The sequence below is a fragment of the Paenibacillus massiliensis subsp. panacisoli DSM 21345 genome (genome assembly GCF_000426545.1).
Classification (GTDB): Bacteria; Bacillota; Bacilli; order Paenibacillales; family Paenibacillaceae; genus Paenibacillus; species Paenibacillus panacisoli.
The window spans coordinates 113,273-138,720 of sequence record NZ_AUFO01000007.1; the positions used below are offsets into that span (position 1 = coordinate 113,273).

The 25,448-nt window shown below is 48.0% G+C and carries 23 protein-coding genes; 2 read left to right on the plus strand and 21 right to left on the minus strand.

Going from position 1 to position 25,448, the window contains the following annotated elements; translation table 11 throughout:
• Window positions 1-29: 29 nt before the first annotated feature.
• The 15 genes from K331_RS0103685 to modA all read right to left on the minus strand — a co-directional run bounded on the left by K331_RS0103685 (window position 30) and on the right by modA (window position 14,745).
• The gene (locus tag K331_RS0103685; RefSeq protein WP_028589235.1) at window positions 30-1,082 is read right to left on the minus strand and encodes an ATP-grasp domain-containing protein; all 1,053 of its coding nucleotides are present in this window, start codon (window positions 1,080-1,082) and stop codon (window positions 30-32) included.
• Window positions 1,079-1,906, minus strand: a complete 828-nt coding sequence (locus K331_RS0103690; protein WP_028589236.1) for an HAD family hydrolase — start codon at window positions 1,904-1,906, stop codon at window positions 1,079-1,081. The genes K331_RS0103685 and K331_RS0103690 overlap by 4 nt, the downstream gene beginning before the upstream one ends.
• Complete coding sequence (locus K331_RS0103695; RefSeq protein ID WP_028589237.1) at window positions 1,903-3,054, minus strand: cysteine protease StiP family protein; 1,152 nt, start codon at window positions 3,052-3,054, stop codon at window positions 1,903-1,905. Before K331_RS0103695 ends, K331_RS0103690 begins: the two co-directional genes overlap by 4 nt.
• A gap of 13 nt (window positions 3,055-3,067) precedes the next feature.
• On the minus strand, window positions 3,068-4,327 hold the full coding sequence (locus K331_RS0103700) for a phosphoribosyltransferase family protein (protein WP_028589238.1): 1,260 nt from the start codon (window positions 4,325-4,327) through the stop codon (window positions 3,068-3,070).
• A 58-nt stretch (window positions 4,328-4,385) separates the two neighbouring features.
• Window positions 4,386-5,558, minus strand: a complete 1,173-nt coding sequence (locus K331_RS0103705; protein ID WP_084165334.1) for an HpcH/HpaI aldolase/citrate lyase family protein — start codon at window positions 5,556-5,558, stop codon at window positions 4,386-4,388.
• Between the two features lie 238 nt (window positions 5,559-5,796).
• Entirely contained in the window at window positions 5,797-6,540 is a 744-nt protein-coding gene (locus tag K331_RS0103710; RefSeq protein WP_028589240.1) for a TerC family protein, read from the minus strand.
• A 29-nt stretch (window positions 6,541-6,569) separates the two neighbouring features.
• The gene (locus K331_RS0103715; protein ID WP_028589241.1) at window positions 6,570-7,811 is read right to left on the minus strand and encodes a TerD family protein; all 1,242 of its coding nucleotides are present in this window, start codon (window positions 7,809-7,811) and stop codon (window positions 6,570-6,572) included.
• Window positions 7,812-7,841: 30 nt separating this feature from the next.
• On the minus strand, window positions 7,842-8,423 hold the full coding sequence (locus tag K331_RS0103720) for a TerD family protein (protein WP_028589242.1): 582 nt from the start codon (window positions 8,421-8,423) through the stop codon (window positions 7,842-7,844).
• Between the two features lie 143 nt (window positions 8,424-8,566).
• Window positions 8,567-9,139, minus strand: coding sequence for a TerD family protein (locus K331_RS0103725; protein WP_028589243.1), 573 nt, complete (start codon window positions 9,137-9,139; stop codon window positions 8,567-8,569).
• 68 nt (window positions 9,140-9,207) lie between these two features.
• Window positions 9,208-9,801 carry a TerD family protein gene (locus K331_RS0103730; RefSeq protein ID WP_018883210.1) on the minus strand — a complete coding sequence of 198 codons (594 nt, stop codon included), beginning with the start codon at window positions 9,799-9,801 and terminating at the stop codon, window positions 9,208-9,210.
• A 422-nt stretch (window positions 9,802-10,223) separates the two neighbouring features.
• A complete protein-coding gene (locus K331_RS0103735; protein WP_018883212.1) occupies window positions 10,224-10,541 on the minus strand; it encodes a DUF6509 family protein in 318 nt (105 codons plus the stop codon).
• A 25-nt stretch (window positions 10,542-10,566) separates the two neighbouring features.
• Window positions 10,567-12,474, minus strand: a complete 1,908-nt coding sequence (locus K331_RS0103740) for an ATP-dependent DNA helicase (RefSeq protein ID WP_028589244.1) — start codon at window positions 12,472-12,474, stop codon at window positions 10,567-10,569.
• A gap of 80 nt (window positions 12,475-12,554) precedes the next feature.
• Complete coding sequence (locus K331_RS0103745; RefSeq protein ID WP_051289603.1) at window positions 12,555-12,974, minus strand: hypothetical protein; 420 nt, start codon at window positions 12,972-12,974, stop codon at window positions 12,555-12,557.
• 235 nt (window positions 12,975-13,209) lie between these two features.
• A complete protein-coding gene (gene modB / locus K331_RS0103750; protein WP_028589246.1) occupies window positions 13,210-13,875 on the minus strand; it encodes a molybdate ABC transporter permease subunit in 666 nt (221 codons plus the stop codon).
• Between the two features lie 3 nt (window positions 13,876-13,878).
• Window positions 13,879-14,745, minus strand: coding sequence for a molybdate ABC transporter substrate-binding protein (modA, locus tag K331_RS0103755; protein ID WP_404821467.1), 867 nt, complete (start codon window positions 14,743-14,745; stop codon window positions 13,879-13,881).
• A 286-nt stretch (window positions 14,746-15,031) separates the two neighbouring features.
• Here modA and K331_RS0103760 point away from each other — a divergent pair, with 286 nt between their 5' ends.
• Window positions 15,032-15,994, plus strand: coding sequence for a helix-turn-helix transcriptional regulator (locus K331_RS0103760; protein ID WP_028589248.1), 963 nt, complete (start codon window positions 15,032-15,034; stop codon window positions 15,992-15,994).
• Between the two features lie 64 nt (window positions 15,995-16,058).
• Here the strand turns inward: K331_RS0103760 and K331_RS0103765 are convergent, their stop codons facing one another.
• Window positions 16,059-16,946 (minus strand): helix-turn-helix domain-containing protein, encoded by an 888-nt coding sequence (locus K331_RS0103765; protein ID WP_028589249.1) that lies wholly within the window; start codon window positions 16,944-16,946, stop codon window positions 16,059-16,061.
• Window positions 16,947-17,115: 169 nt separating this feature from the next.
• Here K331_RS0103765 and melA point away from each other — a divergent pair, with 169 nt between their 5' ends.
• The gene (melA, locus tag K331_RS0103770) at window positions 17,116-18,417 is read left to right on the plus strand and encodes an alpha-glucosidase/alpha-galactosidase (RefSeq protein ID WP_028589250.1); all 1,302 of its coding nucleotides are present in this window, start codon (window positions 17,116-17,118) and stop codon (window positions 18,415-18,417) included.
• A gap of 429 nt (window positions 18,418-18,846) precedes the next feature.
• Here melA and K331_RS0103775 read toward each other — a convergent pair whose 3' ends face one another.
• The 5 genes from K331_RS0103775 to K331_RS0103795 all read right to left on the minus strand — a co-directional run bounded on the left by K331_RS0103775 (window position 18,847) and on the right by K331_RS0103795 (window position 25,361).
• Window positions 18,847-19,821, minus strand: a complete 975-nt coding sequence (locus K331_RS0103775) for an aldo/keto reductase (RefSeq protein WP_028589251.1) — start codon at window positions 19,819-19,821, stop codon at window positions 18,847-18,849.
• A 276-nt stretch (window positions 19,822-20,097) separates the two neighbouring features.
• Window positions 20,098-21,102, minus strand: coding sequence for an anti sigma factor C-terminal domain-containing protein (locus K331_RS0103780; protein ID WP_028589252.1), 1,005 nt, complete (start codon window positions 21,100-21,102; stop codon window positions 20,098-20,100).
• A 1-nt stretch (window position 21,103) separates the two neighbouring features.
• A complete protein-coding gene (locus K331_RS0103785; RefSeq protein ID WP_028589253.1) occupies window positions 21,104-21,595 on the minus strand; it encodes an RNA polymerase sigma factor in 492 nt (163 codons plus the stop codon).
• Window positions 21,596-21,953: 358 nt separating this feature from the next.
• Complete coding sequence (locus K331_RS0103790; RefSeq protein WP_028589254.1) at window positions 21,954-22,463, minus strand: PTS sugar transporter subunit IIA; 510 nt, start codon at window positions 22,461-22,463, stop codon at window positions 21,954-21,956.
• Between the two features lie 222 nt (window positions 22,464-22,685).
• On the minus strand, window positions 22,686-25,361 hold the full coding sequence (locus K331_RS0103795) for a YhgE/Pip domain-containing protein (protein WP_028589255.1): 2,676 nt from the start codon (window positions 25,359-25,361) through the stop codon (window positions 22,686-22,688).
• Window positions 25,362-25,448: the final 87 nt, after the last annotated feature.

A 25,448-nucleotide genomic window follows, 5' to 3' on the forward strand; every position in this document is an offset into this window, starting at 1 on the left:
AAGCTCACACCCATCGTCGGATATTCAAACTATGAATCCGCCGCATGCCCTCGCACCTTCCCGGCATCGATCACCAGTGGCTGTTCAACATGGCTCGCAAGGATGCCATACTGCGGCTGCAATTCACCCACACCCAGTCCAAGGGCAAGCCGGACGGCCAGATAAGGAAAGTTAATGCCCGACAGGCAGGAGGTGTGCAGGCCTCCCGACATACGCGGATTAATCTCCAGTAGCTTAGGAACTCCACTGTTATACTTCATCTGAATATTGAAGTTGTAGGGAATACGATAGGCTGCTGCAACATCGGCTGCAATCTGTAATAGCTCCGTATTCTCTTCTAACAAGCGAAGACGACCGCCTGCCTTGCGTCGTGGAACCGCAGCAAGCAGCTGCCCTTCCCTGTCTGCAAGACAATCAATGCTATATTCGTATCCTTCCAGCAACTCCATGACCATAATATTCTGGAATGACTCTACCGAAGAAAAGGCAAGATATGCGTCCTCATAGCTTATTCGGTTCTGGGCATGTCCGAATAGCTCCTGTAGTGGATTTCGACTGTTATCTATGACACGGAAGCCCATCCCACCCTCTCCGTTGCAGGGCTTGAAGCACACTTTAAATCCCTGATCAACCAGTGCTTCGTACGCTTTGGAGAACTGATCTGCATTACTAACAGCATAGTATTCAGGAATCTGCATGATCCCCAGCTCTCTGACTGATTGGTAAAAGCGATCCTTTTCCATAAGCTGTTCCAGCAATTCTGTATCGCTTAGTACCATGACCCTCGTACCATTCGTTTCGAAGAGATGAATATTTCTACTAATATCAAGCATATTCCAACGGGGAATAAAGACATCAATCTGGTGACGAGAGCAAAAATCCAGACAGAATTCAACATACTCCATCCCTGTCACTTTAGGCTCCTGCTCTGCATGATCACAGCCCTGAAGCGCCATATTCGCCGGATCGGAATGGGTGCCATAGATCTCAAATTGCATGCCATCCTCATTATTCCGAATCAGATTCATATAATGGTAGGCAACGGAGAACCAGCGGTTAAAATAAATTCGCACTTTATTCATGAAGCGGCCTCCCCTGTCAATGCTTGATAAGTAGTTCGCACGTAGTCCAAGATCTCATTGGCTGCGAACACACCAGACTGCTCGGTGAAGACATAGGGCACAAGTTCAGGATTACGTTGCTGTTCCCGATACAATTCACCATGCCTGGGAGCAATCGCGTAGTCCGCCCCATCCAGCAAGCAACGATCCAGCAGCGAATCGCCCGATGCCAGCACCGCTTCAGCACCTACAAGCTGGCGTATATGTTCAACTGCATTATGCTTGTTCACCGCTGACGGAACCAGATACAGCTTGCGACCCTGGATGGACGCCTCCCAGCCAAGAGAATCAAGCTGGCCAATGGTGTCCATTACTGCCTCTAGTGGCATGTTATCGCGCTGGATCACATAAGCGAAGAAGAGCTCATCACACAGTCGTCCTCCAATGACCCATTCATCACTCATCACCGGCTTGAATAAACGCATCACTTCATCAGGGGCTGCTGCGTTCTTCGAGAGCTGTGCGCGAATTCGTTCATTCCAGGAGGCCTCCACTTGACCATCTATGAGTATATTCCCCCCATTACTAGTGATCGCATATGCGGGTATAAACTCCTGCTGAAAAATTCGAATACGTTGATATTGCTCCACTGTACGGGTTGTAACAGGAACAAAAGTAATCTGCCGGGATATTAGCTGCAGCTCCTGTAACGCCGACTCTGACATATAAGCCGACAGCTTCCCGTCAATCCATTCCACAGGCACAAGACCCTCGCTCCCCTCAGGAACACCCATCGAGCGACGAGAATAGATCAACGTCTGATCAAGATCACTGGCAAAAATCATTCTCCTCCCCCCTTAACAGAGCGGATGATGCCGCAGCAGGAATACGTCAAGCCTGGGAATACTTCCACGGGCACTCCTCGTTCCTTGGCAAGCAGCCTAATATGCTCCAAGTGTGGATTATCCGGGTGATTCACGAGGATTTTCCACGGAATGCGTCTAAGCAATACTCTGGTGGTCTCACCAATCCCCGGCTTCACCAGATTGATATCCTGGATACTAAATGCCCGCTGGATCGCTTCAATATCCTTCTTTCCTTGCCAGGTGACTTCAGGTGGATGGTGTAGCAGCTCCTTCGCTTGCTGCGATGCAGCGGCTGCAACATCAGAGAAGCAGTCCGATATTGTATCTACGAAAAGCTGTGACAGATCCGAGCCTTCCCATTCCTTATACCATTTGGCACCATGGAAATCATCAGCTCCAATTAGATCGTCGCGCAGTACGGTACGGCTCATTAATCCAGAGACTGTGGAGTTCAGACATGCACTTGGTATCAAATAGTCTTCGCGGGTACCGTAAGTTGACGAGCATTGTCCCGGATCAGCCAGTACAGCCAAATCATCATCTAGCCTCACGCCATAGCGCTGCTCAAAATCACGGCAGGCCTCGATGAGCACCTGGCGAATGGCTCCTTTGCCTGTCCAGCCGTCAATGAATTGAAGCTTTGCATCCAGTCCATGCTGCTGCAAGATATATAGGATCGCATTTTGGTCAATGCCTTTGCCCCGGATGATGGAGATACTATAATGGGGAAGATCTGCACCATACTTCATTTTGATAAAGCGCTTCACCAAAATACCAATCGGTGTTCCGGCACGAGCCAGTGATACCAGAATCGCCTGTGGCCCCTTCTTGTGCATGATGCATTCGGCTACCGTAGCAGCTGCCAAAGCAACCTTAGTAGCTGATTGTGCAAGGGTCTGGTGGAACAGCTCTATATATTCATCCGTGGGGTGGTACTCCACAGGCAGCATCTCCGAATAATGCACACCCGACTGAATGGCATATTCACGCTCACCGGTCTCTTTTTCCAAATTGACGTTACTCAGGTCCTTTAACAGAAATACAGCATCAGACGGATCATAGCTTCCCATAGGCTCAGGCGGCTTCACCTTACGCTGCATTAGCTGTTCAATCGTTGATAGATTCATGCTCAACTTCCCCCTACTCTGGAGCACCGCAGTACACAACATGTATTTGATTGCATCCGAGACGTGACAGTACATCCATCATCGACTGCATGGACTCTTCAGGCCATCGCCTCTCCAGCAGTACGAATATTTCGTCATATTGTCCTGGCTGTACATTGTAAATATAATGAGTCACGGACAGGTCCTCTGGTGAAGCGTAGTCATAACCGGCTACGACAGCATATCCTGGGCGGTCTACCGTGTAGATCGGACTGCGCGTAGTGGACTGGTAGTGGACTCCTTCTCCCATCTCTGCGGCAATTCGCATCGGGATGTACATGAATTCCCCGGTCCCCATGACAAGGGTACGCTTTCCGGTACGACCGTTTCGCAGTGTCGAAGCCATCTTCGAAATACCAGCGCTCAGGCTGGCATTGTGGGAAGAGTGCAGCCCGAATCTACCGCTATAACGGAGATAAGGACTGGAGCAACGTCGCCCCTGTGCATCAGAGGATTCTACGTATAGAGCTTCTAGATGGTCTGCGACATACCAAGAATTCAACTGAACTGTCGGACGAAGCTCTTGGTCCTTCACAGAGGTTTCAAGAATGGGCTCTCCTTGAATATGAATTCTACCCTTCAGAAGGCTAAGGGGGGTAATCACAATGCCCAATTCTGCTTCCAACGCCTCAAATCGATGCTCATTTTCCTCTGTACGCCAGTCAAGCAAGGAGGCGATATAGTATTGCTTACGCGGAAAATTCCGCTGAATATCCCGAATGATATTCAACGTCGTATTGCCTGTTGTAATCTCATCATCTACCAGGACTAATGGAGTAGAGCCCTCTAGCGCCTCCCTCTCCAACGCATAACAACGATGTGCAGTAGCATGGGAATGCTCTTCTTCAAATTGAATATCTGGAGTGATGTCTGAGAGCTGCTCTCTCGTGGAATGAATGTACGTAGCCTGATCTGCGAATGCACCATACATGCTGTGCCCTAGCGCAGTTGCCGTTTCGGCAAAGCCGACAAAACTGATCTGCTCTGTCAATACCAGGTTCGCAGACATTAAGTATTCATAAGCCTGACGGGCATACGACGGCTCACTAAGCCCTTGTACAATATGTTTCTTCCACTCTGGAATACGCTCATCCTCCCCTGCCCGTTGCTCATAAAGTAAGACGGCAAGAGCAGCTCCGCTTAATAGAGAGGTATATGGGTTGACGGCAATATGCTTGCCTAGCAGCTTGCTTACAAAAAGAAACGAGCGCTTCTTGTTCAGTCTGGCCGCCATGGAGAATAGACAATTCAAAGGGAGTTGTAAAGGATTATGCGTGGCTTCAACAGTAACTTTAAATGTGTCCAGAATAGGAAACGTAAGTGTGCTCATGCTGTGGCAAGAGTCCGACATAGTGTTGATGTTCATGTAACACCCCATATATTTGTGATCGGATCAAGATGCGGCGGGCCCAGTTCAAATGCGGCTTAATCTCGTTCATCTTATTCGTGTAGACACTCTTGAATACACCAAGCGAGCCATTATCGCGGCTAATAATCTCTTGGGCATCCAAATATTCTTCATGTGTGACCACATACATGGCTTGCACTGGCTTGATGTGCGAAGGATGAATAATCGTTTTGCCAATGATGCCATTCTCCTTGTCCATCATGACCTCGCGCATCAGTCCATCCATCGAGCTGTTAATATACTTCATTCGCAAGCTTCGCCCTGGTCTGCCGAGCGTCTCCTCGAATGGTGTCTGCCGTAGTTGTGGCTTGAAGACCCGCTCGCGCTGGCTGAAATACTCCCAGACAGGCCCGGATATGACATAGCCTCCATCGGCACGACCATACAAATTGATAATATCGGCAATACAATCACGAATCGCCGCTACATCGTAGATGGTAATCTCGGGACTGCGCCGAAGTCCAAACAGACTAGAGAAATCTGTAGCCCCAATTCGTACATTTAGCACATACTCGGCATGGTCATCAATGACCTGCTTCAGATACTGCAAAGTATCCCAGCGCGTCTCACGATAAATAATTTCTGCGGTTTCCAGAATTGGCATCGCATACAGCGTTGGAAATTCCGAGGATCTCTGCCGGTTATATTCAAGAATGAGATTCATGTACGACTTCGCATTATGGAGCCCGAACTTGGGCAGTGCGATTCCAGTAAGCAGACTGACGCGCTCACCCAGTTGTACCAGAAGCCGCTCAAGCTGCTCCGGAGTCCTGACCCGAGCGAAGATCAGAGGCAATTTGTCATGCGCAAGTCTTCCCGTGCCTAACGCCTCTTTCAGACCATCCAGATGCTGCTCAAGGCATCGTTCCGCCAGTTCAACCTGTCCATCGCCTATAGCATCCTCCAGATCCATTACAATGCTTGTTAGGCCTTCGTATTTGCCGCTCACAATCTCTTCAACGATATGCGGGCGTGTTGCCGGCATGTATAAAGCAGCCCCAACGGTGTATGCCAGGGTGTCCTTGCAGGTCCAACGGTCAAATGATTCAGGAGACATGTAAAATAGTGCCGCTTCTTCTTCAGCGTTCAAAAAGCTAAAGTATTTCAGGGGACTTCCCTCCTTCTTCCGCTGTGACTTAAAGACCTTGCTGATGTCTTCATTTAGAGAAACTGTTGGAGGAGATAAAAACCAATCCCCCCATAAAACGGAGGGATTGTTGTGTCTAATTTTAGCATTCTAGACCATTTGATTCGTGTATTGCATCCCTGCAACATACTCATCTGTGAAAGCCGTATTAAGCCTCGCCTTTGTTTTCGTTGTTGGCTTTTTTGCTCTTGTAGGTACTTAACAGCATCGCCCCCACAAAAACAGCAATCAGCAGTGAGAAGAAAGCAACATTTGGAATATGAACGCCAAATGCGCTTAGCATCATTTTACCGGAGATAATGGCGATCAGGATGAAGGCCGCCTTCTCCAGTTCCGGGAACTTCTCTATCAGGCGAAGGAATACTTGGGCCACACCACGCATCATAAGCACCCCGATGATACCTCCAAGGAAGAGAACCCAGATCTGCTCACTTACACCGAACGCAGCAATAACACTGTCAATACTGAAGGCAATGTCCATGAGTTCGACCATGAGCACTGTTCGCCAGAAAGAATATTGCTTACCTTCATGATTATCCTCACCACTTGACTTGAATAGCCCCTTGTAAGCAATGTACAGCAGGTACAGTGCTCCAATAACCTTAATTAGTGTGAACTTTACTAAGATTGTTCCGAGACCAATAGCAATGAAGCGGAAGATGTACGCGCCAAGAATACCGTAGAATAATGCGCGCTTTTGCTGTTCTTTTGGTAAATGTCGGACCATGACAGCCAGCACCAGTGCATTATCAGCCGACAACAGGCCCTCGAGAATGATCAGGGTACCAATGATTCCCCAACTAACAGGATCAGAAAGTGTAGCTACAATTTCGGACCAGGAGAAGAAGTGACCATAATTCTCGCCAATACTTCTAAAAAAGTCACTAAACATGAAAAGGCGGCCTCCGCTAATTCAAATTATTATTTACTACCGGCTGTCCAACGCATATTCCAACCATGAGCTCGATCCAATTGTTTATGACCAGGATAAAACTGGACAATCCGCTCAATGCTGAAAGTCTCGTTATTGACATTACGAAACATAGCAATGCCACACATCCCATGCGAGCTTCCATATTCGTTCATACGAACGATGATATCTGGACCATCTTTTTGATAAATGGTGACAATCCCATCAGCTTGAGACCAATTAGCAACTCCGTCATAGATATACGTGAACACAAGAATCCGTTTAATTTCGGAGATTTTGGCACCATTAATCCGGAGATTCTCACCTGTCTTGATCGATCCGGTTCGATCGTCACCATCAAGAGAGATATAGGGGAAGCGATTCAAAGAACCGAAGGATCTCCCAAGCGCTTGTACGACCCCTTTACTGCCATCCTTCATCTCATACAGACAGCCAAGATCCAGATCAACACCACTACTCCGTCCAAACAGCCCTCGGCTCGTCTGTTGGTTCCAATTCAGATTAATTAGAATCTCACCCAGTACCCCACTGGCATTTTTCTTCAGGTTAATGGAATCGCCCTTTTTCTTCAGCTCAATCTTGCTCAAATTAAGTTCAGACTTGGGCTGAGGAATAGGCGCCGAAGGGGGTATTGGAGCTGGAGGCACTGGAACAGGTGGAGGCGTAGATGAGGCAGAAAGACTACTGTCCACTTCCACACCGAAATTACCACACAACGCATTCAGCCCTCCTGCAAAGCCCGCTCCTACCGCATTGAATTTCCATTCACTGTTATAGCGGTAAAGCTCGCCGATGACAATCGCTGTCTCCACAGTCAAGCCACTGGCCAGATCGAATCTCAACACCTCTTGGCCCACCGTATCATCAACAAAGCTGATATACGCATTCTGAACCTGCCCAAAGCTCTGTCCTCGGGACTCTCCGTCATAAATAGTAAGACTAAAAGCAATCTTCTCAATGCGTACCGGAATCATGCCTAGATCGATATTAAATAACTTTTTGGCAGTTGTCCCTACTGCATCGCTATATGTGATAAATCCGGCGGTAGGCTGATTATAAAAGATAAAATCCTCATCCCCAGACACCTTTCCCCTGGCATCAAGCAAGAAGGCAGATGTGTCAAGGTCGAGCATCGAAGACGCGTCCCAGCCAATAGCGACGGTCAACCGCGCAAGTCCGGGATTGACCTTAGTCAGATCAGCCTTTTGGCCTTTTATAATAGTCACAGCCATCAGTAATCCACCTTTTCTATGTGTTCAATCCTATTGAGCATCTAGACCGTAATTTTTGCAAAGTGCAGCCAAGCCTCCGGAAAACCCGCTACCAATCGCTTGGAACTTCCAGTCTGCTCCTGAACGGTAAAATTCACAAAAGACCACTGCTGTCTCCGTAGAGAAATCTTCTCCCAGATCAAAGCGAAGCACTTCATTATCATTAGAAGCGTCCACAACACGTACAAATGCATTGGAAACCTGGCCGAAATTTTGAGCACGTGCCTCATATTCATATATAGTCACGGTAATTCCTATACGTTGGATATTCGCTGGCACTTTACTGAAGTCAACTATGATCTGCTCATCGTCGCCTTCTCCTTCACCAGTCCGGTTATCCCCTGTATGGCTTACAGAACCCGCTCCACCAGTTGGATTATTATAGAACACGAAATCCTCAATTCCTTTGGCCTTACCATCCTCATGTAGCAAAAATGCCGATGCGTCAAGGTCGAAATCTACGCCACCGCTGTATTTGTTGGTATCCCAACCTAGCCCAACCACAACACGCACAAGGCCAGGATTTGTTTTGGTCAAGTCGATTCGTTGCCCTTTGGCTAAACTGATTGTCATTCTTTAATTCCGCCTTTCCGTGATCATAAAGTAAGGCGTAAGCCTGTAACCGTGATGATCTGGATTATAAAAGCCCTTCTACTAACTAACGTTCCCCAGCCTAACAGGCCGGAGAACGTTAGTTCAACCCAACTTAATACTTATTACAGACCATAATCGCGAGTCAGACCAAGCAAGCCGTCCTTATATCCGCTGCCAATAGCATTGAATTTCCATTCTCCACCATGACGATACAGCTCTCCTACCACAACCCCAGTCTCGATGGAGAAATCTTCTCCAAGATCGAACCGGATAATTTCTTCATTGTTGGCATCATTGACAATACGAGCATACGCGCGTGAGACTTGTCCAAAATTCTGACTGCGCTCTTGCGCCTCATAGATGGTGATCGTAAATGCAATCTTCTCTACGTTGGCAGGCACGCCAAGCAGATCGACTTTGATTTGCTCATCATCGCCATCACCCTCACCTGTCCGGTTATCCCCCGTATGAACCACGGAGCCATTTTCATTTTGTGGATTGTTGTAGAAAATAAAGTTTTTCTCACCTTCCACTTTACCCGCAGCATTCGTGCAAAATACAGACACATCTAAGTCAAAATCCTTACCGCCATCATATTTATTCGTATCCCAGCCGAGACCAACAGTGATCTTGCTCAAGCCCGGATTCGTTTTTGTTAAATCTACTTTTTGTCCTTTGGATAGATTGATTGCCATGAAATTCTCACTCCGCTCTTTTATGTTCTAAAATGCTCGTCCAGCGACTTTCATGATAGATTAAATAGTTACGTATAACGACGGGCGAGCTCATTTATATGTACTGCATGAGCACCTTCACCAATAGCAGAGAATTTCCAATCATTGTTATGACGGTACAACTCTCCACAAATTAGAGCTGTCATTCCTCCGTAATTATCTGATAAGTTAAAGCGCACTAGCTCCTGAGAGTTTCCGCCATCCAAAATACGGATATAGGCTCGCTCAATCATTCCGAAATCCTGTTTACGATTCACACAATCGTAAATATTCACTACAATAAGAATTTTGTGTACATCAGCAGGGACATCTGAAAGGTTGATCATGATTTGCTCATCGTCACCTTCACCTTGACCTGTCAGATTGTCACCAGAGTGAATGACTGATCGGCACTGACTTTGCTTGTTATGAAAACAGACAAGGTTGGTATCCTTCGCAAGTCTTCCACTCTCATCCAGCAGCAAAGCAGAAGCGTCACAATCAATATTCGTCTGCTTCAATCTGCCAAAAAAGCCTTTTGGAGTGGCTGGGTCCCATCCAAGTCCAGCAATAACCTTCGTGAGATTTGCCTTTCCTTTGGTAAGATCAATCTTCTGACCTTTAACCAAACTAATTCCGGCCATGATATTCACCTCCTTTCACGAGTCTAGTGTCTATTAACTCAAGATTCGACATATCATGACTAAATCTCTCATTAACCAGATCCCTGTCAAAGGCATCTAAATCCTGGCTCAAACTTAAATATTCCGCCAGCTTGTTTTTTTGCAGATACGTGCCCTACAAGGAATGAAAAACCTTTGGAATCACAGTTAAATTATTCCTCTACTATACGCTTTTTTTTGTCATTTTTCTACATAGAATAGTAAACACAATAATAAAATTAAGAGAGAAGACATTGATAATGGCGAAAAATGTCGAACTTCCATATTTTTACGAATTCAAAAAATGCCCTGCATTATTTTCATAATAATGGTACAGGATTATGACAAAAAAACGCAGTCTTCAGGTACATCATAATCCTGAATCTGCGTTTAATTTCCAAATTCTATTCCTCGGCCGTCCCGGTTATAATTTCTGTCTCATGCTCTCGGCAGAAGGCTTCCAGCGCCTCTAGCTCGTCCTCTTCCAGATCATAGGCCAGATAGTTACCTGAGGTGCGCTCAAGTAGCTCATATTTCACGATGCCATTCGGACGCTGTTCTGCTCCGACGCCATAGATGACTCTAGCCGACAATCCGTTCTCCGAATATAGCTCATCCTCCTCGTCAACTTCCAGCTCCAGCACTACCTCATAGCGCTTACCCGGAATGATGCCGAACGGATCCCTGATTTCCTCGCTTGAAAAAGCTGTTATCGTTATCATCTAACCAGACTCCTCTGAATTCAATTTAGGCAAAGTGCCCCAGCAATGCAGCCACTTGTTGTTGAACATCCTCATGCTCCTTACGGCTACTAAGAATGGAGACAATCCCCTTATCTGTGTGACTGCGAATTAGACGTCCGATTCCCTGCCTGAGTCGCAGTAGCATATAAGGAAGCTCCACATCATGCAGCGCACTGGAAGCATCTCTCCGCTTCGCATTGAATACCGGATCAGCTGGCGGGAACGGTAGATCCCAGATGATGACATGCGACAGCGCCGGTCCTGGGATATCCAGCCCTTCCCATAGCGAGACCGCACAGAGCACGCTGCTTTCATCTTGCTGGAAGCGGGAGATCAGATGGCTGATCTCAGCTGTTCCTTCATACAGCATCGTATACTGACAATTAGCTACTTCCCCATACTGACTGCTTTGGAAGTTATCAAGCTCTTCTCGCGACGGGAATAATACGAGTGCTTTCCCACCACTAGCTTCCAGTAGTTCAAGTACCTTCTGTGACTTTTGTTCCTCTGGCTCCTGGTACAGTGCTGTACGCATTTGCTCCGTATAATGATAGGGGGACGGTACAGTAAAGGACAGATAATCCTCCAGACCAAGGCTGTCTGCCATGTACTGGAAGGAATCTTGGGCGGATAGGGTTGCTGAGGAGAACACGATCGGCATCTTTTTGGAGAAGACACGCTCACGCAAAATCTCCTTTACTCCCTTTGGCATCATGACAAGTGTTAACCCATCCTGGTCTTCCCTAAGCCAAGTAATGAACTGACCAGGCTGCCTGAACAATGCTAATGCCGTCTGCAGCATCTCCAGATGCTCCTCTACGATCCTTAGCTGATATTCATTAAGCGAGAACAGCCCATCCTCGAATACCAGTTCTTCCTCAATCGTAGATAACAGGGACGAGAAGCGCTGCAGCTCCACTTTCAAGCGGTCCGTCATATGAATCTCCCGACGTTCAGAGCCTGACACCGCCTGACTATTCCTTGTCAGTAGCTCAAACAAGCCCTCACTGCATTCAATAGCCTGATCGACCGCCATAGCCAGTGACTCTCGTACCTCTCCCTCCAAAAGACGAAGAATAATCTGTTCAAAAACACTATGCTTCAACGAATAAGTCAGTGCATTCTGCGCTGCTTGCTCCAGCAAATGCCCTTCATCAAAGACCACCGAGCTATGCTCCGGTAGAAGTGGTAGCTGTCCTTCACGCTTCTTGGATTCGTAGGTCCAGATATGCTCCATATAGAAATCATGGGAGCAGATAATCAAGTCCGTAGCCTTGCGGTAGTAATCCCGCGAGATGGTCTGACCACAGCGATGACGCTGAGCACATACCAGACAATCCTGGAACACATCCCAACTCAAGCGGCTCCATTCCTGATCGGATAGCTGCGGGTAATCCTTGCGATTACCATAAGGCGCGAAGGTCTGCATCGTTCCTGGAAGACTCACAAAGGCAGGAAGGCTCTCATAGATATCTTGGTAGCGCTCTTCCTCCATGCGAACTTGATCCAGCTTGTTCAAGCATATGAACTGCTCAGGCGATTTCCCCATGCGGGCATCAATCTGCAAATCCAGGTAACGTGCCAGCTTCGCAATATCCCCCTCAGGCTTCACCAGCTGTTCAATTAGCGATTCATCTGCACAAGCGATAATAGCTGGCTTTCGCGTATAACGTGCATAAGTGACAGCATACAGCAGGTAAGCGAGTGTCTTGCCGGTACCAACCCCAGCCTCTGCCAGAATGGTTTTTTTCTCTGCATAAGCCTTCTCCAATTGAAAGGCCATATAAATCTGCTCGTCTCTGACCTCGAAGCCAGCTTCGGGCAATACTTCATAAAAAACATCCGCAATCCAGTCGCTCGCTTGCTCCACGAACGGCCGGGACGGATCAAATGTAAACGGATATGTGATCAAGCTTACCTTAGCCTCCACTTTCTATTGAAATGACTTCGTCATTATACCCTAAGGGAGTGCCAGTGTGAAGCTTGCCCCTTCTAGAGATTGCTGATCAAATCCTGGAGCCGGATTTCCAGCTGCATTCGCTCCATCTTGAGCATCCAGATTTGCTCATTCCATAGCCTGCGCTCGCGCGCATTCGGCTCACTCCGAAGCCTGTTCATCATCTCGGCCAATCTCTCATTAATTGCATCGAATTGATCCCACAGCCGGTTGATCAATTCCTCTACTTCCTCTTGCTCATGCTCATCGTGCTCTCCATTATAATTATTGGCCATATCAGCAACAGGCTTGGTCATGCCAACCTCTTCCTTATGCATTGTAGATAAATGGCGCAGTATATGGATCAATTCCTGTTCCCATAGCTCGTCTCCAAGCTGCTGGGCGTAATTCAGAAGATCCAGATAATCATCCGTTGCCTGGCTTAAATGCTTCGAACGTGACATGGATGTAGACATAACGAATCTCTCCTTATTAGTTATGTATACCTATCACTTTACTATGAATTAATGAAATTGCAAGATACTACACTGCATTTCTAGCTTTATTTTACAATTTACATCCCATGGTATAGGTAGCAGCGCTTCTTCAAGTTCCATGTACCAAAAAAGCTGTCTGTATTTAGGAAGTCTGAAGTCTTCCCAATACACACAGCTCTCTGACTATAGAATATGTAACACTCGCTCTGATCCATTAAATTTTTCTTCTAGCCACTAGCAGCATTATGAATGAAATGAACACAATGGCAGTAGTCCACGCCCAAGCCATCGGCTGGTTGCCAGCATCGACAGCAACATAAATGGCTGTTGGCACCGTCTGCGTCTTCTCCGGGATATTACCGGCAATCATCAGCGTTGCTCCGAACTCGCCCAGCGAGCGGGCAAAGCCCAGAATAGCTGCGGTGAGCAACGAAGGATAAGTCATCGGCAGCGTGATATAGCGAAATACCTGCCATTCTCCAGCTCCTGCAGATCTCGCAGAATCCTCCAGCGAATGATCCACGGCATCAAACGCGGTCTTCATCGTCTGATATACCAGTGGGAACGCCACCACAATGGATGCCAGCACGGCCGCCCACCAGGAGAAGATAATTGGTGCATGGAGCAGCCATTCAATCCATTGCCCCAGCCAGCTTCGGCGTCCCAGCAAGACGAGAAGCAGAAAACCGACGACCGTAGGCGGTAGCACTAACGGAAGCATGAAGATCGTCTCCAGCACCAGCTTGCCACGCATGCGACTCCGACTCATCCAGCGGGCTGCCAACACGCCTAGGACAAGCACAATTACACAGGACAGTGATGCGACCCGAAGTGAAAGCAGTACCGGAGGCCAGAACTCCGTCCAATTCACAGCAGTCAACGATTACTCCGCCTTACGAAAGCCGTACTTTTCTAACACTTGAAGTGCAGGCTCAGTCTGTAAGTAGTCATAAAATTGACGAGCGTCTTCCTCATGACTGGTGGCAGCAACGATACCGAGTGGATAGGTGATTGGAGAATGAAGCTTGGAATCTACCGTCAACGAGATACTGGTGTCTGTAGTGGACAAAGCATCGGTCTTGTATACGAAGCCTGCATCTGCATTACCTGTGGCAACGTACTGCAGCACCTGGCGTACATCCTTCGCTTGTACAAGCTTAGGCTCCAGTTCATCCCACAGCTGTTGATTCGTTAATGCTTCCTTTGTATACTTTCCTGCTGGCACACTATCAGGAATACCAATCGCAATCTTCTTAATTGCATCTCCCTTTAAGTCATCCAGTGTCTTGATTTCTACTCCGTCCTTGGCCGGAACGACCAACACCAGATCATTCTCAAGCAGGGTCTTGTTGTCCTTCACCAAAGAACTCTCTACAAGTGCCTTCATATTAGAGGCAGAAGCTGAGATAAAGACATCTGCTGGAGCACCTTGCTCAATCTGACGCTGGAGGGCTCCCGAAGCACCAAAATTAAAGTTCAGCTTCGCGTTTGGATGCTCTCCCTCATAGCTAGTCTTAAGCTCATTCAGGGCATCCGTCAGGCTTGCCGCTGCAGAGATGGTCAGTTCTACCTGCTGCTGTGCGTCTGGTGTTACTGTACTGTCCGTACTACTCTTTGCCGTCTGAGCTGCCGGAGTTGTTGACTCTGTCGGAGCGGATGAATCGGTGCTCTGTGCCCCACAAGCAACCATCAGAAGCAGTGCGCATACAGTTAGCATACTGAACATAGTAGATTTGATTCGTTTCACAATTACATCCCCCGTTTAATCTTGTTTAGTTATAATTAGATATAACTTGTATAAATTCATAACCCATTATAGCCATGAAGGGAATCCTTGTAAACTATTAACGAGCTCTATTCATATCTTCTATGCGACATTCCTTGAACGTCAATATAGAGTTCAGCGTTTTCGATTTTTCGTAGCCCCTGCTGTATCAACTGTTTTGGTGTACAATGGATATGACATGGGATATGACATGCAAATGGGACATCACAGAATTGTCACATTCCTAATATTTATTAAATGGAGGTCTCTCATGAATTCTCCTGTATCGTATACAACAGAGGAAATCGCCAAACTGCTCAAAATATCAAAACTAACCGTCTATGATCTGATCAAAAAAGGAGAGCTCCCTTCCTATCGTGTAGGCAAGCAAATGCGTGTGGATGCCAGTGATCTTGAAGCATATAAGCAGCGTTCCAAGAGCCCATCCCTCAGACAAGAATCCTCAGCTCCAGCCATTTCTGTAACTATTCCGTCACAGGCACTGTATGCAGCCCAGCCACAGGATTCCAATACAGCAGTTATTACGGGTCAGGACATTAGCCTGGACATTCTTGCAAAGCATCTGGAGAGCCCGCAAATGTCCATTCGCCCCCTTCGCTCCTACGCCGGCAGTCTGGACAGCCTGATCGCCATGTATCAAGGCAAGGCCGATATTGTCAGCACCCACCTGTGGGATGGCGACAGTGGTGAGTATAATTTGCCCTATATTCGCAAAATTCTGAACGGCTTCTCCTATATTGTCGTTCGCCTCTTATCCCGACAAGCCGGGCTTTACGTCCAGAATGGTAACCCGCATCATTTGCAGGGATGGAAGGACCTCGCACAACCAGGGCTCCGTCTGGCAAATCGTGAGAAAGGTTCTGGGGCGCGCGTCCTGCTTGATGAGCAGCTTCGACTGCATCAGATCGACCGCACTGCCTTGCTCGGATATCAGGACGAATCTGCTCATCATATGGCTGTTGCAGGTAAAGTTGCTTCTGGCGAAGCCGATGTCGGCATCGGGATCGAAAAAGCTGCCAGCATTGTAGGCTCGGTACAGTTCATTCCACTTATTCAGGAGCAATATGACATCGTCATGCTTCGCACACCCGAGCGGCAGGAATGGATTGATCGTGTGCTGCAGGTTATTCATTCGGATAGCTTCCGGCGAGAATTGGGAGCGATTCAGGGCTATGACCTGTCCGAGTCGGGGAAAATTTTGCTGGAGATCTGATTGATATGGAGATTTTGATTTAAATGTTGGCGGTCGGAAGTCATTCCTAGGATATGCAAAATGCTCAATCAATAGATTGAGCATTTTCAAGATAGATCCGTTTCATTCCATCCCTGAATTGGGTTGGCGACTTTCCTGTCCAGCTCTTGAATTGCCTTGAGAAATACAGCGGATCGGAAAATCCGCAAGAAGCTGCCACCTGCTCTACGTTAAGGCTAGTGCTTAGCAGCTCCTTCGCCTTCTCCATACGGATTCGCTTGATATACTGCTTGGGAGATAGGCCAGTGACCTGCTTGAATACCTTGGTAAAATGTGTCCGATGGTAGCCAAGTGAGGCTGCCAAATTCCCGATACATACAGGCATCATATACTGTGTTTGAAACCATCTGATCGCCTGTTCCACTACGCGTTCCGATTCTGTCAGGATTCTTGCCGAAGATGGAAGTCTATCTGTGTTCAGACGAGCAAACTCCGCCAAGAGTACACGGAACCAGCCGCCAGTGTCTAGTTCAGTTGATACCTCCCCCGCTTGTTTAGCCAGACTCTGCTCAATATGTTCATATATGTAGGCCAAGCCATCTGAATCAGCACCTTTGATGACTGGATTTGCGACTGTAATGCCAACCTTTGTGAGCATTTCCAGTACAGATATGCCCTGGATAGCGATCCAGCGGTAGGACCAAGGCTCAGACCCGTCAGATACATAGCTGAACAGTCCGCCTGGAAAGATAACGAATGTATCGCCTTGGCCCACCCGGTATGATTCTCCCTCCCACTCAAAAATACCATGACCATGGTCTACACTGTGAAGCAGAACATAGTCGTGAACAGCTGGACCGATCCTGTGATAAGGATGGGGTCTGGCTGCACCGGCAAACATGACATTCAGCTCAGGGTTAGACAGGTATGGATTAATATGTACTCTGTGCTCGTAGTGTTCCGGAGTCTCCACACTTACTCCTCCTCTGCCTAATAATATGTAATAAATGACCATTCATACGACAAATGTCCATATGTTGATTGCAATGTTCCATGCCCATCAAATCATTTCGCCTTTATAGTAAAGGATGTAAAAAGCATTATCAATATTGGGGCACAAAACATTAAGGAGGCTGAAACATATGGATAAAATCGTGTTTTTGGGCGCTGGAAGCACTGTTTTTGCCAAAAATGTATTAGGGGACTGCCTGCTCACGCCGGCTTTGCAGGATTTTGAAATTTCCTTATTTGATATTAATCCAGAGCGTCTGCGTGATTCTGAAACTATGCTGAACAACATTCGTACTACCTCCGGGAGCAAGTGCAGGATTAAGGCGTACACGGACCGCAAGGAAGCATTGCGTGGAGCCAAGTATGCCATTAATGCCATTCAGGTTGGCGGGTATGATCCTTGTACAATTACAGATTTTGAAATTCCCAAGAAGTACGGGCTTCGCCAGACCATCGCAGATACCGTAGGAATCGGTGGGATCTTTCGTAATCTCCGAACTATCCCGGTTATGGAAGCGTTCGCAGAAGATATCCGGGAGGTCTGCCCTGATGTGTTGTTCATCAATTATACGAACCCTATGGCAGTCCTGACCAACTACATGAGTCGTCATGAAGGTATTAACACCGTTGGTTTGTGCCACAGTGTTCAAGTATGCGTACCGCATCTTTTTGAGTCTTTGGGAATGGACCCTGAGGGAGTCAGAACTCGCATTGCAGGTATCAATCATATGGCTTGGCTGCTGGAAGCCTCTCGTGACGGAGTGGACCTGTATCCTGAGATCAAAAAGAGGGCCATGGAGAAGCAAAAGGAAGCCAAGCACCATGACATGGTGAGATTCGAGCTCATGCTGAAATTTGGCTACTATGTGACGGAATCATCTGAACACAATGCAGAATACCACCCCTATTTTATAAAAAGAAATTATCCTGAGCTCATTGAGAAATTCAACATCCCCCTGGATGAATATCCGCGCCGTTGTATAGAGCAGATTGACAACTGGACTCGGATGAGGGAGGAGCTCGTTGGGAATGTGAATCTGGAGCACCAGCGCTCGCATGAATATGCGTCTTATATTTTTGAAGCGATGGAGACTAATATTCCTTTTAAGATCGGAGGGAATGTGCTAAATAACGGACTTATTACCAACCTTCCCAATGAAGCCTGTGTCGAGGTGCCCTGTCTTGTGGACAGAAGTGGTATTGCCCCAACATATATAGGTGATCTTCCGCCTCAGCTGGCAGCATTGAACCGGACGAATATCAATACTCAGCTCCTGACCATCGAAGCTGCCATAACCAAGCGCCGAGAGCATATCTATCATGCAGCCATGCTCGATCCACATACGGCTGCTGAGCTATCTATGGATGATATCGTTTCGCTATGTGATGATTTGATAGAAGCTCACGGTGAATGGCTGCCTGCTTATCATTAATTACATTCCTTGAGTAATAAAGTGATGTCAAACAGGCAGTTGCTTAAATGAAGACGGGCTACTAGAATGTCAATAGCCTGTAAATACAGCGAATGTTGCCTCGACACACAAGCCGCTGATCTCTCTCGATGAGGATCAGCGGCTTGTGCTATATCTATTATTTTTTCAACCTCAACAATACACTCTAGCCACACTAATCATATCGCTTTTCAGTTGCTCGTGATCAGCTATTTTGCATATATCTCTATTAGATCCTTAGCCCTCAAGTTTGTTCGTAGGTGTCTTGAGAGATTGGCCAGACTTCTCCAGATAGATATCTAGAAATGCCAGTATCCATTCTGATGAAGTTCCTTCATGTAAAATGTAAAAATCCACTAACCATTACAGGTCTCCACACTCATGAATCCGAACCCCATTAGTCTTACGTGCTTACCATGAGTACGCTTCTGGAGCTGGTCTGCCTGGTCCAGGGAAAATCTCGTTGAGCTGTGTCAGTACATCATCACTCAGCTCAACCTCCGTGATGCGGAGAGAATCCTCCAGCTGCTCCAGTGTTCTCGGGCCGATGATCGGTGCCGTCACTGCCGGATTCGTCAGTAGCCACGCCAAGGCGACTACATCCTCCTTCTCACCTAACTCACGGCATAATGCCCCGAACCGCTCAAGCTGCTCACGATGCTGTTCCAGCTTCTCCGTGGAGCGCGCGCTACGAGCGCCGGTCCCCGACAAAGCATTGCGTCCAAGTAAGCCTCCGGATAACGGGCTCCATGGAATAACTCCGAGTCCGAGTGACTGCGCAGCCGGAAGCACCTCTAACTCAGCCGAGCGCTGCAGTAGATTGTATAGATGCTGCTCAGAGACGAGTCCCAGGAAGTGTCTGGCCTTGGCTTCTGCCTGCGCTACCGCAATATGCCAACCAGCAAAGTTACTGGAGCCGATGTAGTCCACCGTCCCTTGCTGCACAAGGCCCTCGAACACACCCCACAGCTCGTCCCAAGAAACGTTGCGATCAATATGGTGCATCTGATATAACTCAATATGATCCGTCTGAAGTCGCTTCAGTGAGGCGTCCAGATGCCTTCTAATTTTGTACGCTGACAGGCCACGGTCTGCATTAGGACCGTCTACGTCATTTTGCATATCGCCATAGACCTTGGTAGCCAGCACCACCTTCTCACGACGGCCTCCACCCTGCTGGAACCAGCGGCCGATAATTTCTTCTGTCCAGCCTCTGCGGTCCCTTCCGTATACATTGGCTGTGTCAAAAAACTGAATGCCCGCATCCACAGCAGCATCCATAATCCGAAAGGCTTCCTTCTCCTCTGTCTCCGGTCCGAAATTCATCGTACCCAGACAAAGACGACTAACTTTAAGACCTGACTTTCCCAGATAGGTATATTGCATGCTTGCACAACCTCCTGATCTTTAGTTAGAATTACTGCTAACATTTCCTATTCTACCTAATTTTTCAGCCACATGAAAGGGGCCGTAGTTTGGAAGCTTCTCAGAAGAATAGCCTGACAAGAGTTAATTAGAGGAGCCTTACACCAAATTAATAATCCAGCCCTTTGAATGAGCTACTCTGCAAATCCCTCTCATATTCCTCGCTCAGCGTGGACATGATCACCAGTGACTCATACTGTCCATTCTAACATCAGGCGCGCCACTATAGACGATCTCTTAATACTTATCTACAATCGCTCCCAATACGGCTCCTCTCACATAGCTACTTCCATTCAAAGCCTGCAGCTCCTCGGCTGTTCCTGTCAGTACGACTCCGAGCAAGCGGACATCCGAAGCCACGGGAGCACTCTTGTCCTGTCTCAAATAGTCATAGATTTTGCGAAATTCCATATCCTCACGACCATCCTGCTGAAGCTGGCGCAAATTCTCTATGAATTGAGCGGGTGCTGGCTTCACAATACCCTCCCAATCGGGCCCATACCCGTATACCTGCCTACTTGATTCGGGGATACCATATTTCTGGACTCCCGACGGCCCCGTAATGAATTCCAGCTTCTCCCTCTGCTTCTGATCATACGTGTCCACCCAATACCACGCTTGTGTTAGACCTGATGGCAGCATATTGGCGACCTCCTCTGGCGTGTAAGCCTGATCAAAGGATATGGCCATCTCGACGAGCTTGTCAGGTGACATCTCTGCCAGAGCAGGCAGATCATTCAGTATCTTGTCGTTATAATTGACACCTGGAACGTAGAAGCTCATTTCCCGCTGCCCATTAAATGGATTATAGCTGCGATAATATTCGAACTGATTACTTTGCATATGCGGATCTGGCACACTAATGCTGTTCTGTCCATATGAAATGCCACGATAATCGTTACCGAGCGAGTATTCCAGCTTCTCCGTATTCCACGGTACAGGAACACCCTCGACTACTTTATAGCGATGGCTCTCCACCTGTAGAGTCAGCCATCCCCTTCGTACCTCACGGGAGGATTCGAAGAGATTGGCACCTTTGATTTGTAAAATGGCGTGCTCTCTCCATACTGCCTTTCCATCGATCCCATTCAGAAACTGCGAATTACCAATAATGGCAGCCAGACCAACCACTACAGTTACTACTATAGATATCGTAATATTGCGAAGCCACGTCATTCGCTTAGCTTTCTTGATTAAGCTCGTGAGTTCTTGATCATCTTGCTTATTCCAGGGAGCTGTCATCTTACCTTTCACCTCTGTACTTTTTTTGAAATTGCTTCCGTGCGCGAAACAAAGCAGACTTCACCTGATTCACCCTGATACCGAGCAAATCCGATATTTCCTGATAAGATAGCTCCAGCTCATACTTCATAATCAGAAGCTCCTTGTAGAGCGGCAACAATTCATTCAGTGCCAGCTCAATATCTTCAAGCCTTTCTTGCTGCAAGACAAACTCTTCCGGGTCCTCATCCATTGCGGGTAATTCCAGTTCATCCACTGGAAGCATAATTCGTTTGCGACGACGACATAAGTCATAATAGCCGTTGATAGCAACCCTATAGAGCCAGGCGCTCAGCTTGCGTTCATCAATAGAATCCAGATACAGCAATGCCTTATACACCGTATCCTGAACTACATCCTCCGCGTCGGCCGCAGGAGCCCCGAGACGAATCAGATAGTTGCGAATTTCCTGCATTTTAGGCTGAAGTATGTACTGCAGTTGCCCGGGCTTCATCCTGCACCTCCCTTCGTATGTATAACGATTCAGCTTTTGAAATGTTAGCCTTCTTCCATACATAACTTTATAAATTCCACAATATCAATAAAAAACGCAAAAAGCCCCTTCCGTCAATCCGCCTATAACGATGAACGAAAGTGGCCATTTCAATTTTCAAGTCTTTTATTCATTTCTTTAAATGTTTTTCATGCATACCCACTATTACAGCAGTCCACTCGTTTTTGCCTGTGAACAAAAAACTGCCCTTCCCTCTATGAATTCTGAAGGAAAAGGCAGCCGATTCTATTTCAGCTTCAACATGTTATGAGTATAGGGCTCATGCGCCTTGGCTGCATTGGCTGCATTGGCACGCTTATTACCTCAGGTGAACAGTGAAGATACCACCTGTCTTCGCCGTCACCTTCGAATCGAGCTCCACCTGCCCGGTATCCACGCTCTCCACCGAATCCAGTCCATCCGGCACAATAACAGGACTCACCACTGAATATCCCGCCGCTTGAATCTCTTGTATATCAAATTCCAGCAGTAGCTGTCCTGCCGTAATCGGGTCTCCACTCTGGACATGGGCGGTAAAGCCGTTCCCCTTCAGAGCCACGGTATCCACACCGACATGAATGAGGACCTGTGCCCCACTCTCATGCTCCACGATTACAGCATGCTTGCTCTTCTCCATCAGATGAGCGACCCTTCCATCAAAGGGGGCATAGACCTTACCCTCGGTTGGCTCAATTCCTACCCCCTGTCCCATATGACCCTGCGCGAAGGCTGGGTCAGGTACTTTCTTGAGGCTGAGAAGCTTACCTGTAATGGGAGACATGACCTCCAGCTGCTCCAGCTTCTTTTTTCCCTTTAACCATTGAAACATTCCGAATCTCCTCCTAACCATCCCTGCTTCCTTCCCAAGACATCTCGCTTGTACGCTCATTCCCTTGGTGCTGGAAGCCTTTGTGATTCATTTATAGCTTATTAACCACATTTTGCTCTAGAGAAGCAGCATTCGGCGGCACAAGATTATGCTGTATCCAAGTTCTGCTGCAGACGTGACTATGCTCAAATGAACTTTTTATACCCGGGCGCAACACTGGTGTCAAGGGATCAGCTTCGTCTCACGGGCCCGTTCAGCCATTCGTTCGGTAATCCGGCTCAGCGGCTTCTTCAATAGCAGAGCTACAACGAAGCAAATCCCGATGAAGATCAGCAGCATCACTACATCTCGCAGGACCGTCTCTGGAAGGATTCCCCCCACCGTCTCACGCAGCAGACTTACTGCGTAAGTGAATGGCACCACCGGATTCAAGGCCTGGAAGAACGCCGAGCTGGTGCTGACAGGGAACGTCCCCCCCGAGCTTGAGAACTGAAGCACGAGCAGAATAACCGCCAGACCTTTGCCGATATTCCCAAATACAGAGACGAGCGTATAGGTAATTGCCGTGAATACCAGGCTGATCAGCATGGAGGATAGGACGAACAGCACCGGATGGCTCACATATGTACCGAGCAGGAACAAGTCACCTAGCGTCACACTGATCGCCTGAAAAATACCGATCGTAGCAAAGGTCATATATCTTCCAAAATATACCTGATAGCTCTTGTAGCGCCGCTCCGGGTCTTCTACATCAACACGAAACATGGATACAAGCAGCATGGCTCCGACCCAAATGGACAACGTTGTATAGAAAGGAGACATCGCCGAGCCGTAGTTCGGAATGGGATACAGTCGTTCTTCCTTCAGCTCTACCGGGTTACCGAGGAAATCACTCTCCTTCTGCACATCTCCTTTCAGTAGCTCTATGACCTTGCCGATCTCATTCCCCTTCCGCAGTGACAGGATCGTGTCTGCCGCCTTGCGAATAGCATTCTCGGCCGCAGGCAGGTCGTCACGTACGAAGGCAGCCACCTGATGTACAGCGCGTTCTATCTCAGGGAATCGCTCCTCGATCAGGTCCGCCATCTTCACGAATTCACTCTCGACGCGCGGGAGATCATTGCGCACAAAATCTGCTGCCCGATGTATCTTCTCCTTCACGCCGGGGAGGTCTTGATTTACGAAATCTGCCGCTTCATTCACAGCCGTCGTGAAGTCTCCCATTCGTGTCTGAATCGTAGAAGCAGCTTCATGCAGCTTACTGCGGATCTGCGGCAAATCTCCCTTCAGCTGGTTCAGCTCCTGCTGACCGAAGAGCGCAGCTTCCTTGGCATCAGACAACAGCTTGTCCAGCTTAGGCAGCTGTTCCAGAGCGGATTGCAGCACATTGGCCGAATTTCCTGCAATCGTCTGAAGCTGCTGCAGCGCTTGCCTGATCGCTGGCACGACATCCGAATCGTAGCGGCTCAGGATGTCCCCGACCGCTCCACTAATGCTGCGTGACAATTGATCCGCCTGATCAAGCAGTTTACTGGCTGGCTCCTGACCTTGGCGAATGGCTTGTTCGATGCGACCCAGCGTGCTACTTAATTCTGTTAGACGACCACGCACCGTATCGATCCTGCTGATGACCCCATCTAGCGGTGCACTTGGTAGATAGCTGTTGATCGTCCCAAGCATACCAGACAATCGCCCTACGATAGCTGCTGCCGTATTTAGCCGGCCTTCCATGCGATTCAATCTTTCAGCCGCGAGCTGCGGGTCCAGATCGGCATCGCGAACGAGACCGATGATCTGCGTAGTCTCATCCGCAATCTGCTGGACGAGGACCAGGTTCTGCTTCGTCACATCACCCACAGCATCAAAGGCTGCCTCATTACTCTTAAGGAACTGCTGAATACCACCCGCAAAATCGCCGCCAGTCTCCGCAATCTGCTGTAGCTGTGGCAAAGCTTGCTGGGCAGCGTCGATGACCTCTAGTGCAAGTGCCGTATCCTCTATAGCCGTATCAAGGGCATCCTCTACCTTGCCGAAGTTGCTGTCTAGCTCTACAATGCGGTCACCTGCCTTCTGAATGCCGGGTAACCGCTTCTGAACGTCCAGAATAATCTGACCGACCTCATCCAGCTTATCCAGGTTACCTTCTACCTTGAGGATGACATCTCCTGCCTTGTTAATCTCAGGTATTCGATCCCGTAATGCGAGTATTTTCTCGCCCTGCTGCTTAATTTCTGGCAGCTTTTGCTCCAGCTCCAGCGCTTGCTGTCCCAAGCTCTCCACATCCACCAGACGATCATTCAGCTCCAGCACCCGATTCTCGATGTTGCGAATGGTCGGAAGCTCCTCCTCTAGCTGGATGCCAGCCTCCTTGAGCTTTGTTAGCACCGCCCTACTTGCCGTCTCAATGAAATTCTGACTAATCTGAGCAGTTAACGCTGTTGCACCTGACGAGGTGATCTTCGGAGCGATGGCATTGACCTTCTCATTGACGGCATAGTCAATTTCCGGCTTCTGGGGATTTTCGGTCAGTACACTGCTAATTTGGGTAGAGAAATCCTCGGGGATGAGAAGACTGGCATAATACTCCCCTGTCTCTACTCCCCGCCGAGCTTCCTCAGCATCGACGAAGGTCCAGCCCAGCTTTTGGTTTTTGTGCAGGTTGCTGATGACCTCTTCCCCGACATTTATATGTTTGCCATTCACTTCTGCCCCTTGATCCTGACTGGTGACAGCCACCTTAATGCCAGAAGTATTAGCGTACGGGTCCCACATAGCCTTGAGGTTGATCCATGCATATACCGAAGGCAGCAAAGCAATTGCAATCACGAGCAATATACCTGTGGATACCTTGCCTACATTTCTCCAGTCCTGAATATAAATCTGCCAAATATTCCGCATACCTTGCTCCCTCTTGATGAAATAAATGTATCGCCTGCAACCGTTGCTTACCGGGCTATTGCTACATTAACCCAAAACGTGCTCGAG

What these genes read in the sequence shown, in the direction of transcription:
- K331_RS0103730 (WP_018883210.1), bottom strand. Translation starts at nt 9,801, where the DNA reads ATGGCCGGAATTAGTTTGGTTAAAGGTCAGAAGATTGATCTTACCAAA.
- K331_RS0103725 (WP_028589243.1), bottom strand. Translation starts at nt 9,139, where the DNA reads ATGGCAATCAATCTATCCAAAGGACAAAAAGTAGATTTAACAAAAACG.
- K331_RS0103790 (WP_028589254.1), bottom strand. Translation starts at nt 22,463, where the DNA reads ATGTTTCAATGGTTAAAGGGAAAAAAGAAGCTGGAGCAGCTGGAGGTC.
- K331_RS0103705 (WP_084165334.1), bottom strand. Translation starts at nt 5,558, where the DNA reads ATGTCTCCTGAATCATTTGACCGTTGGACCTGCAAGGACACCCTGGCA.
- K331_RS0103685 (WP_028589235.1), bottom strand. Translation starts at nt 1,082, where the DNA reads ATGAATAAAGTGCGAATTTATTTTAACCGCTGGTTCTCCGTTGCCTAC.
- K331_RS0103710 (WP_028589240.1), bottom strand. Translation starts at nt 6,540, where the DNA reads ATGTTTAGTGACTTTTTTAGAAGTATTGGCGAGAATTATGGTCACTTC.
- K331_RS0103760 (WP_028589248.1), top strand. Translation starts at nt 15,032, where the DNA reads ATGAATTCTCCTGTATCGTATACAACAGAGGAAATCGCCAAACTGCTC.
- melA (WP_028589250.1), top strand. Translation starts at nt 17,116, where the DNA reads ATGGATAAAATCGTGTTTTTGGGCGCTGGAAGCACTGTTTTTGCCAAA.
- K331_RS0103745 (WP_051289603.1), bottom strand. Translation starts at nt 12,974, where the DNA reads ATGTCTACATCCATGTCACGTTCGAAGCATTTAAGCCAGGCAACGGAT.
- K331_RS0103780 (WP_028589252.1), bottom strand. Translation starts at nt 21,102, where the DNA reads ATGACAGCTCCCTGGAATAAGCAAGATGATCAAGAACTCACGAGCTTA.
- K331_RS0103695 (WP_028589237.1), bottom strand. Translation starts at nt 3,054, where the DNA reads ATGAATCTATCAACGATTGAACAGCTAATGCAGCGTAAGGTGAAGCCG.
- K331_RS0103795 (WP_028589255.1), bottom strand. Translation starts at nt 25,361, where the DNA reads ATGCGGAATATTTGGCAGATTTATATTCAGGACTGGAGAAATGTAGGC.
- K331_RS0103785 (WP_028589253.1), bottom strand. Translation starts at nt 21,595, where the DNA reads ATGAAGCCCGGGCAACTGCAGTACATACTTCAGCCTAAAATGCAGGAA.
- K331_RS0103720 (WP_028589242.1), bottom strand. Translation starts at nt 8,423, where the DNA reads ATGACAATCAGTTTAGCCAAAGGGCAACGAATCGACTTGACCAAAACA.
- K331_RS0103735 (WP_018883212.1), bottom strand. Translation starts at nt 10,541, where the DNA reads ATGATAACGATAACAGCTTTTTCAAGCGAGGAAATCAGGGATCCGTTC.
- K331_RS0103715 (WP_028589241.1), bottom strand. Translation starts at nt 7,811, where the DNA reads ATGGCTGTGACTATTATAAAAGGCCAAAAGGCTGATCTGACTAAGGTC.
- K331_RS0103690 (WP_028589236.1), bottom strand. Translation starts at nt 1,906, where the DNA reads ATGATTTTTGCCAGTGATCTTGATCAGACGTTGATCTATTCTCGTCGC.
- K331_RS0103775 (WP_028589251.1), bottom strand. Translation starts at nt 19,821, where the DNA reads ATGCAATATACCTATCTGGGAAAGTCAGGTCTTAAAGTTAGTCGTCTT.
- K331_RS0103700 (WP_028589238.1), bottom strand. Translation starts at nt 4,327, where the DNA reads ATGGCGGCCAGACTGAACAAGAAGCGCTCGTTTCTTTTTGTAAGCAAG.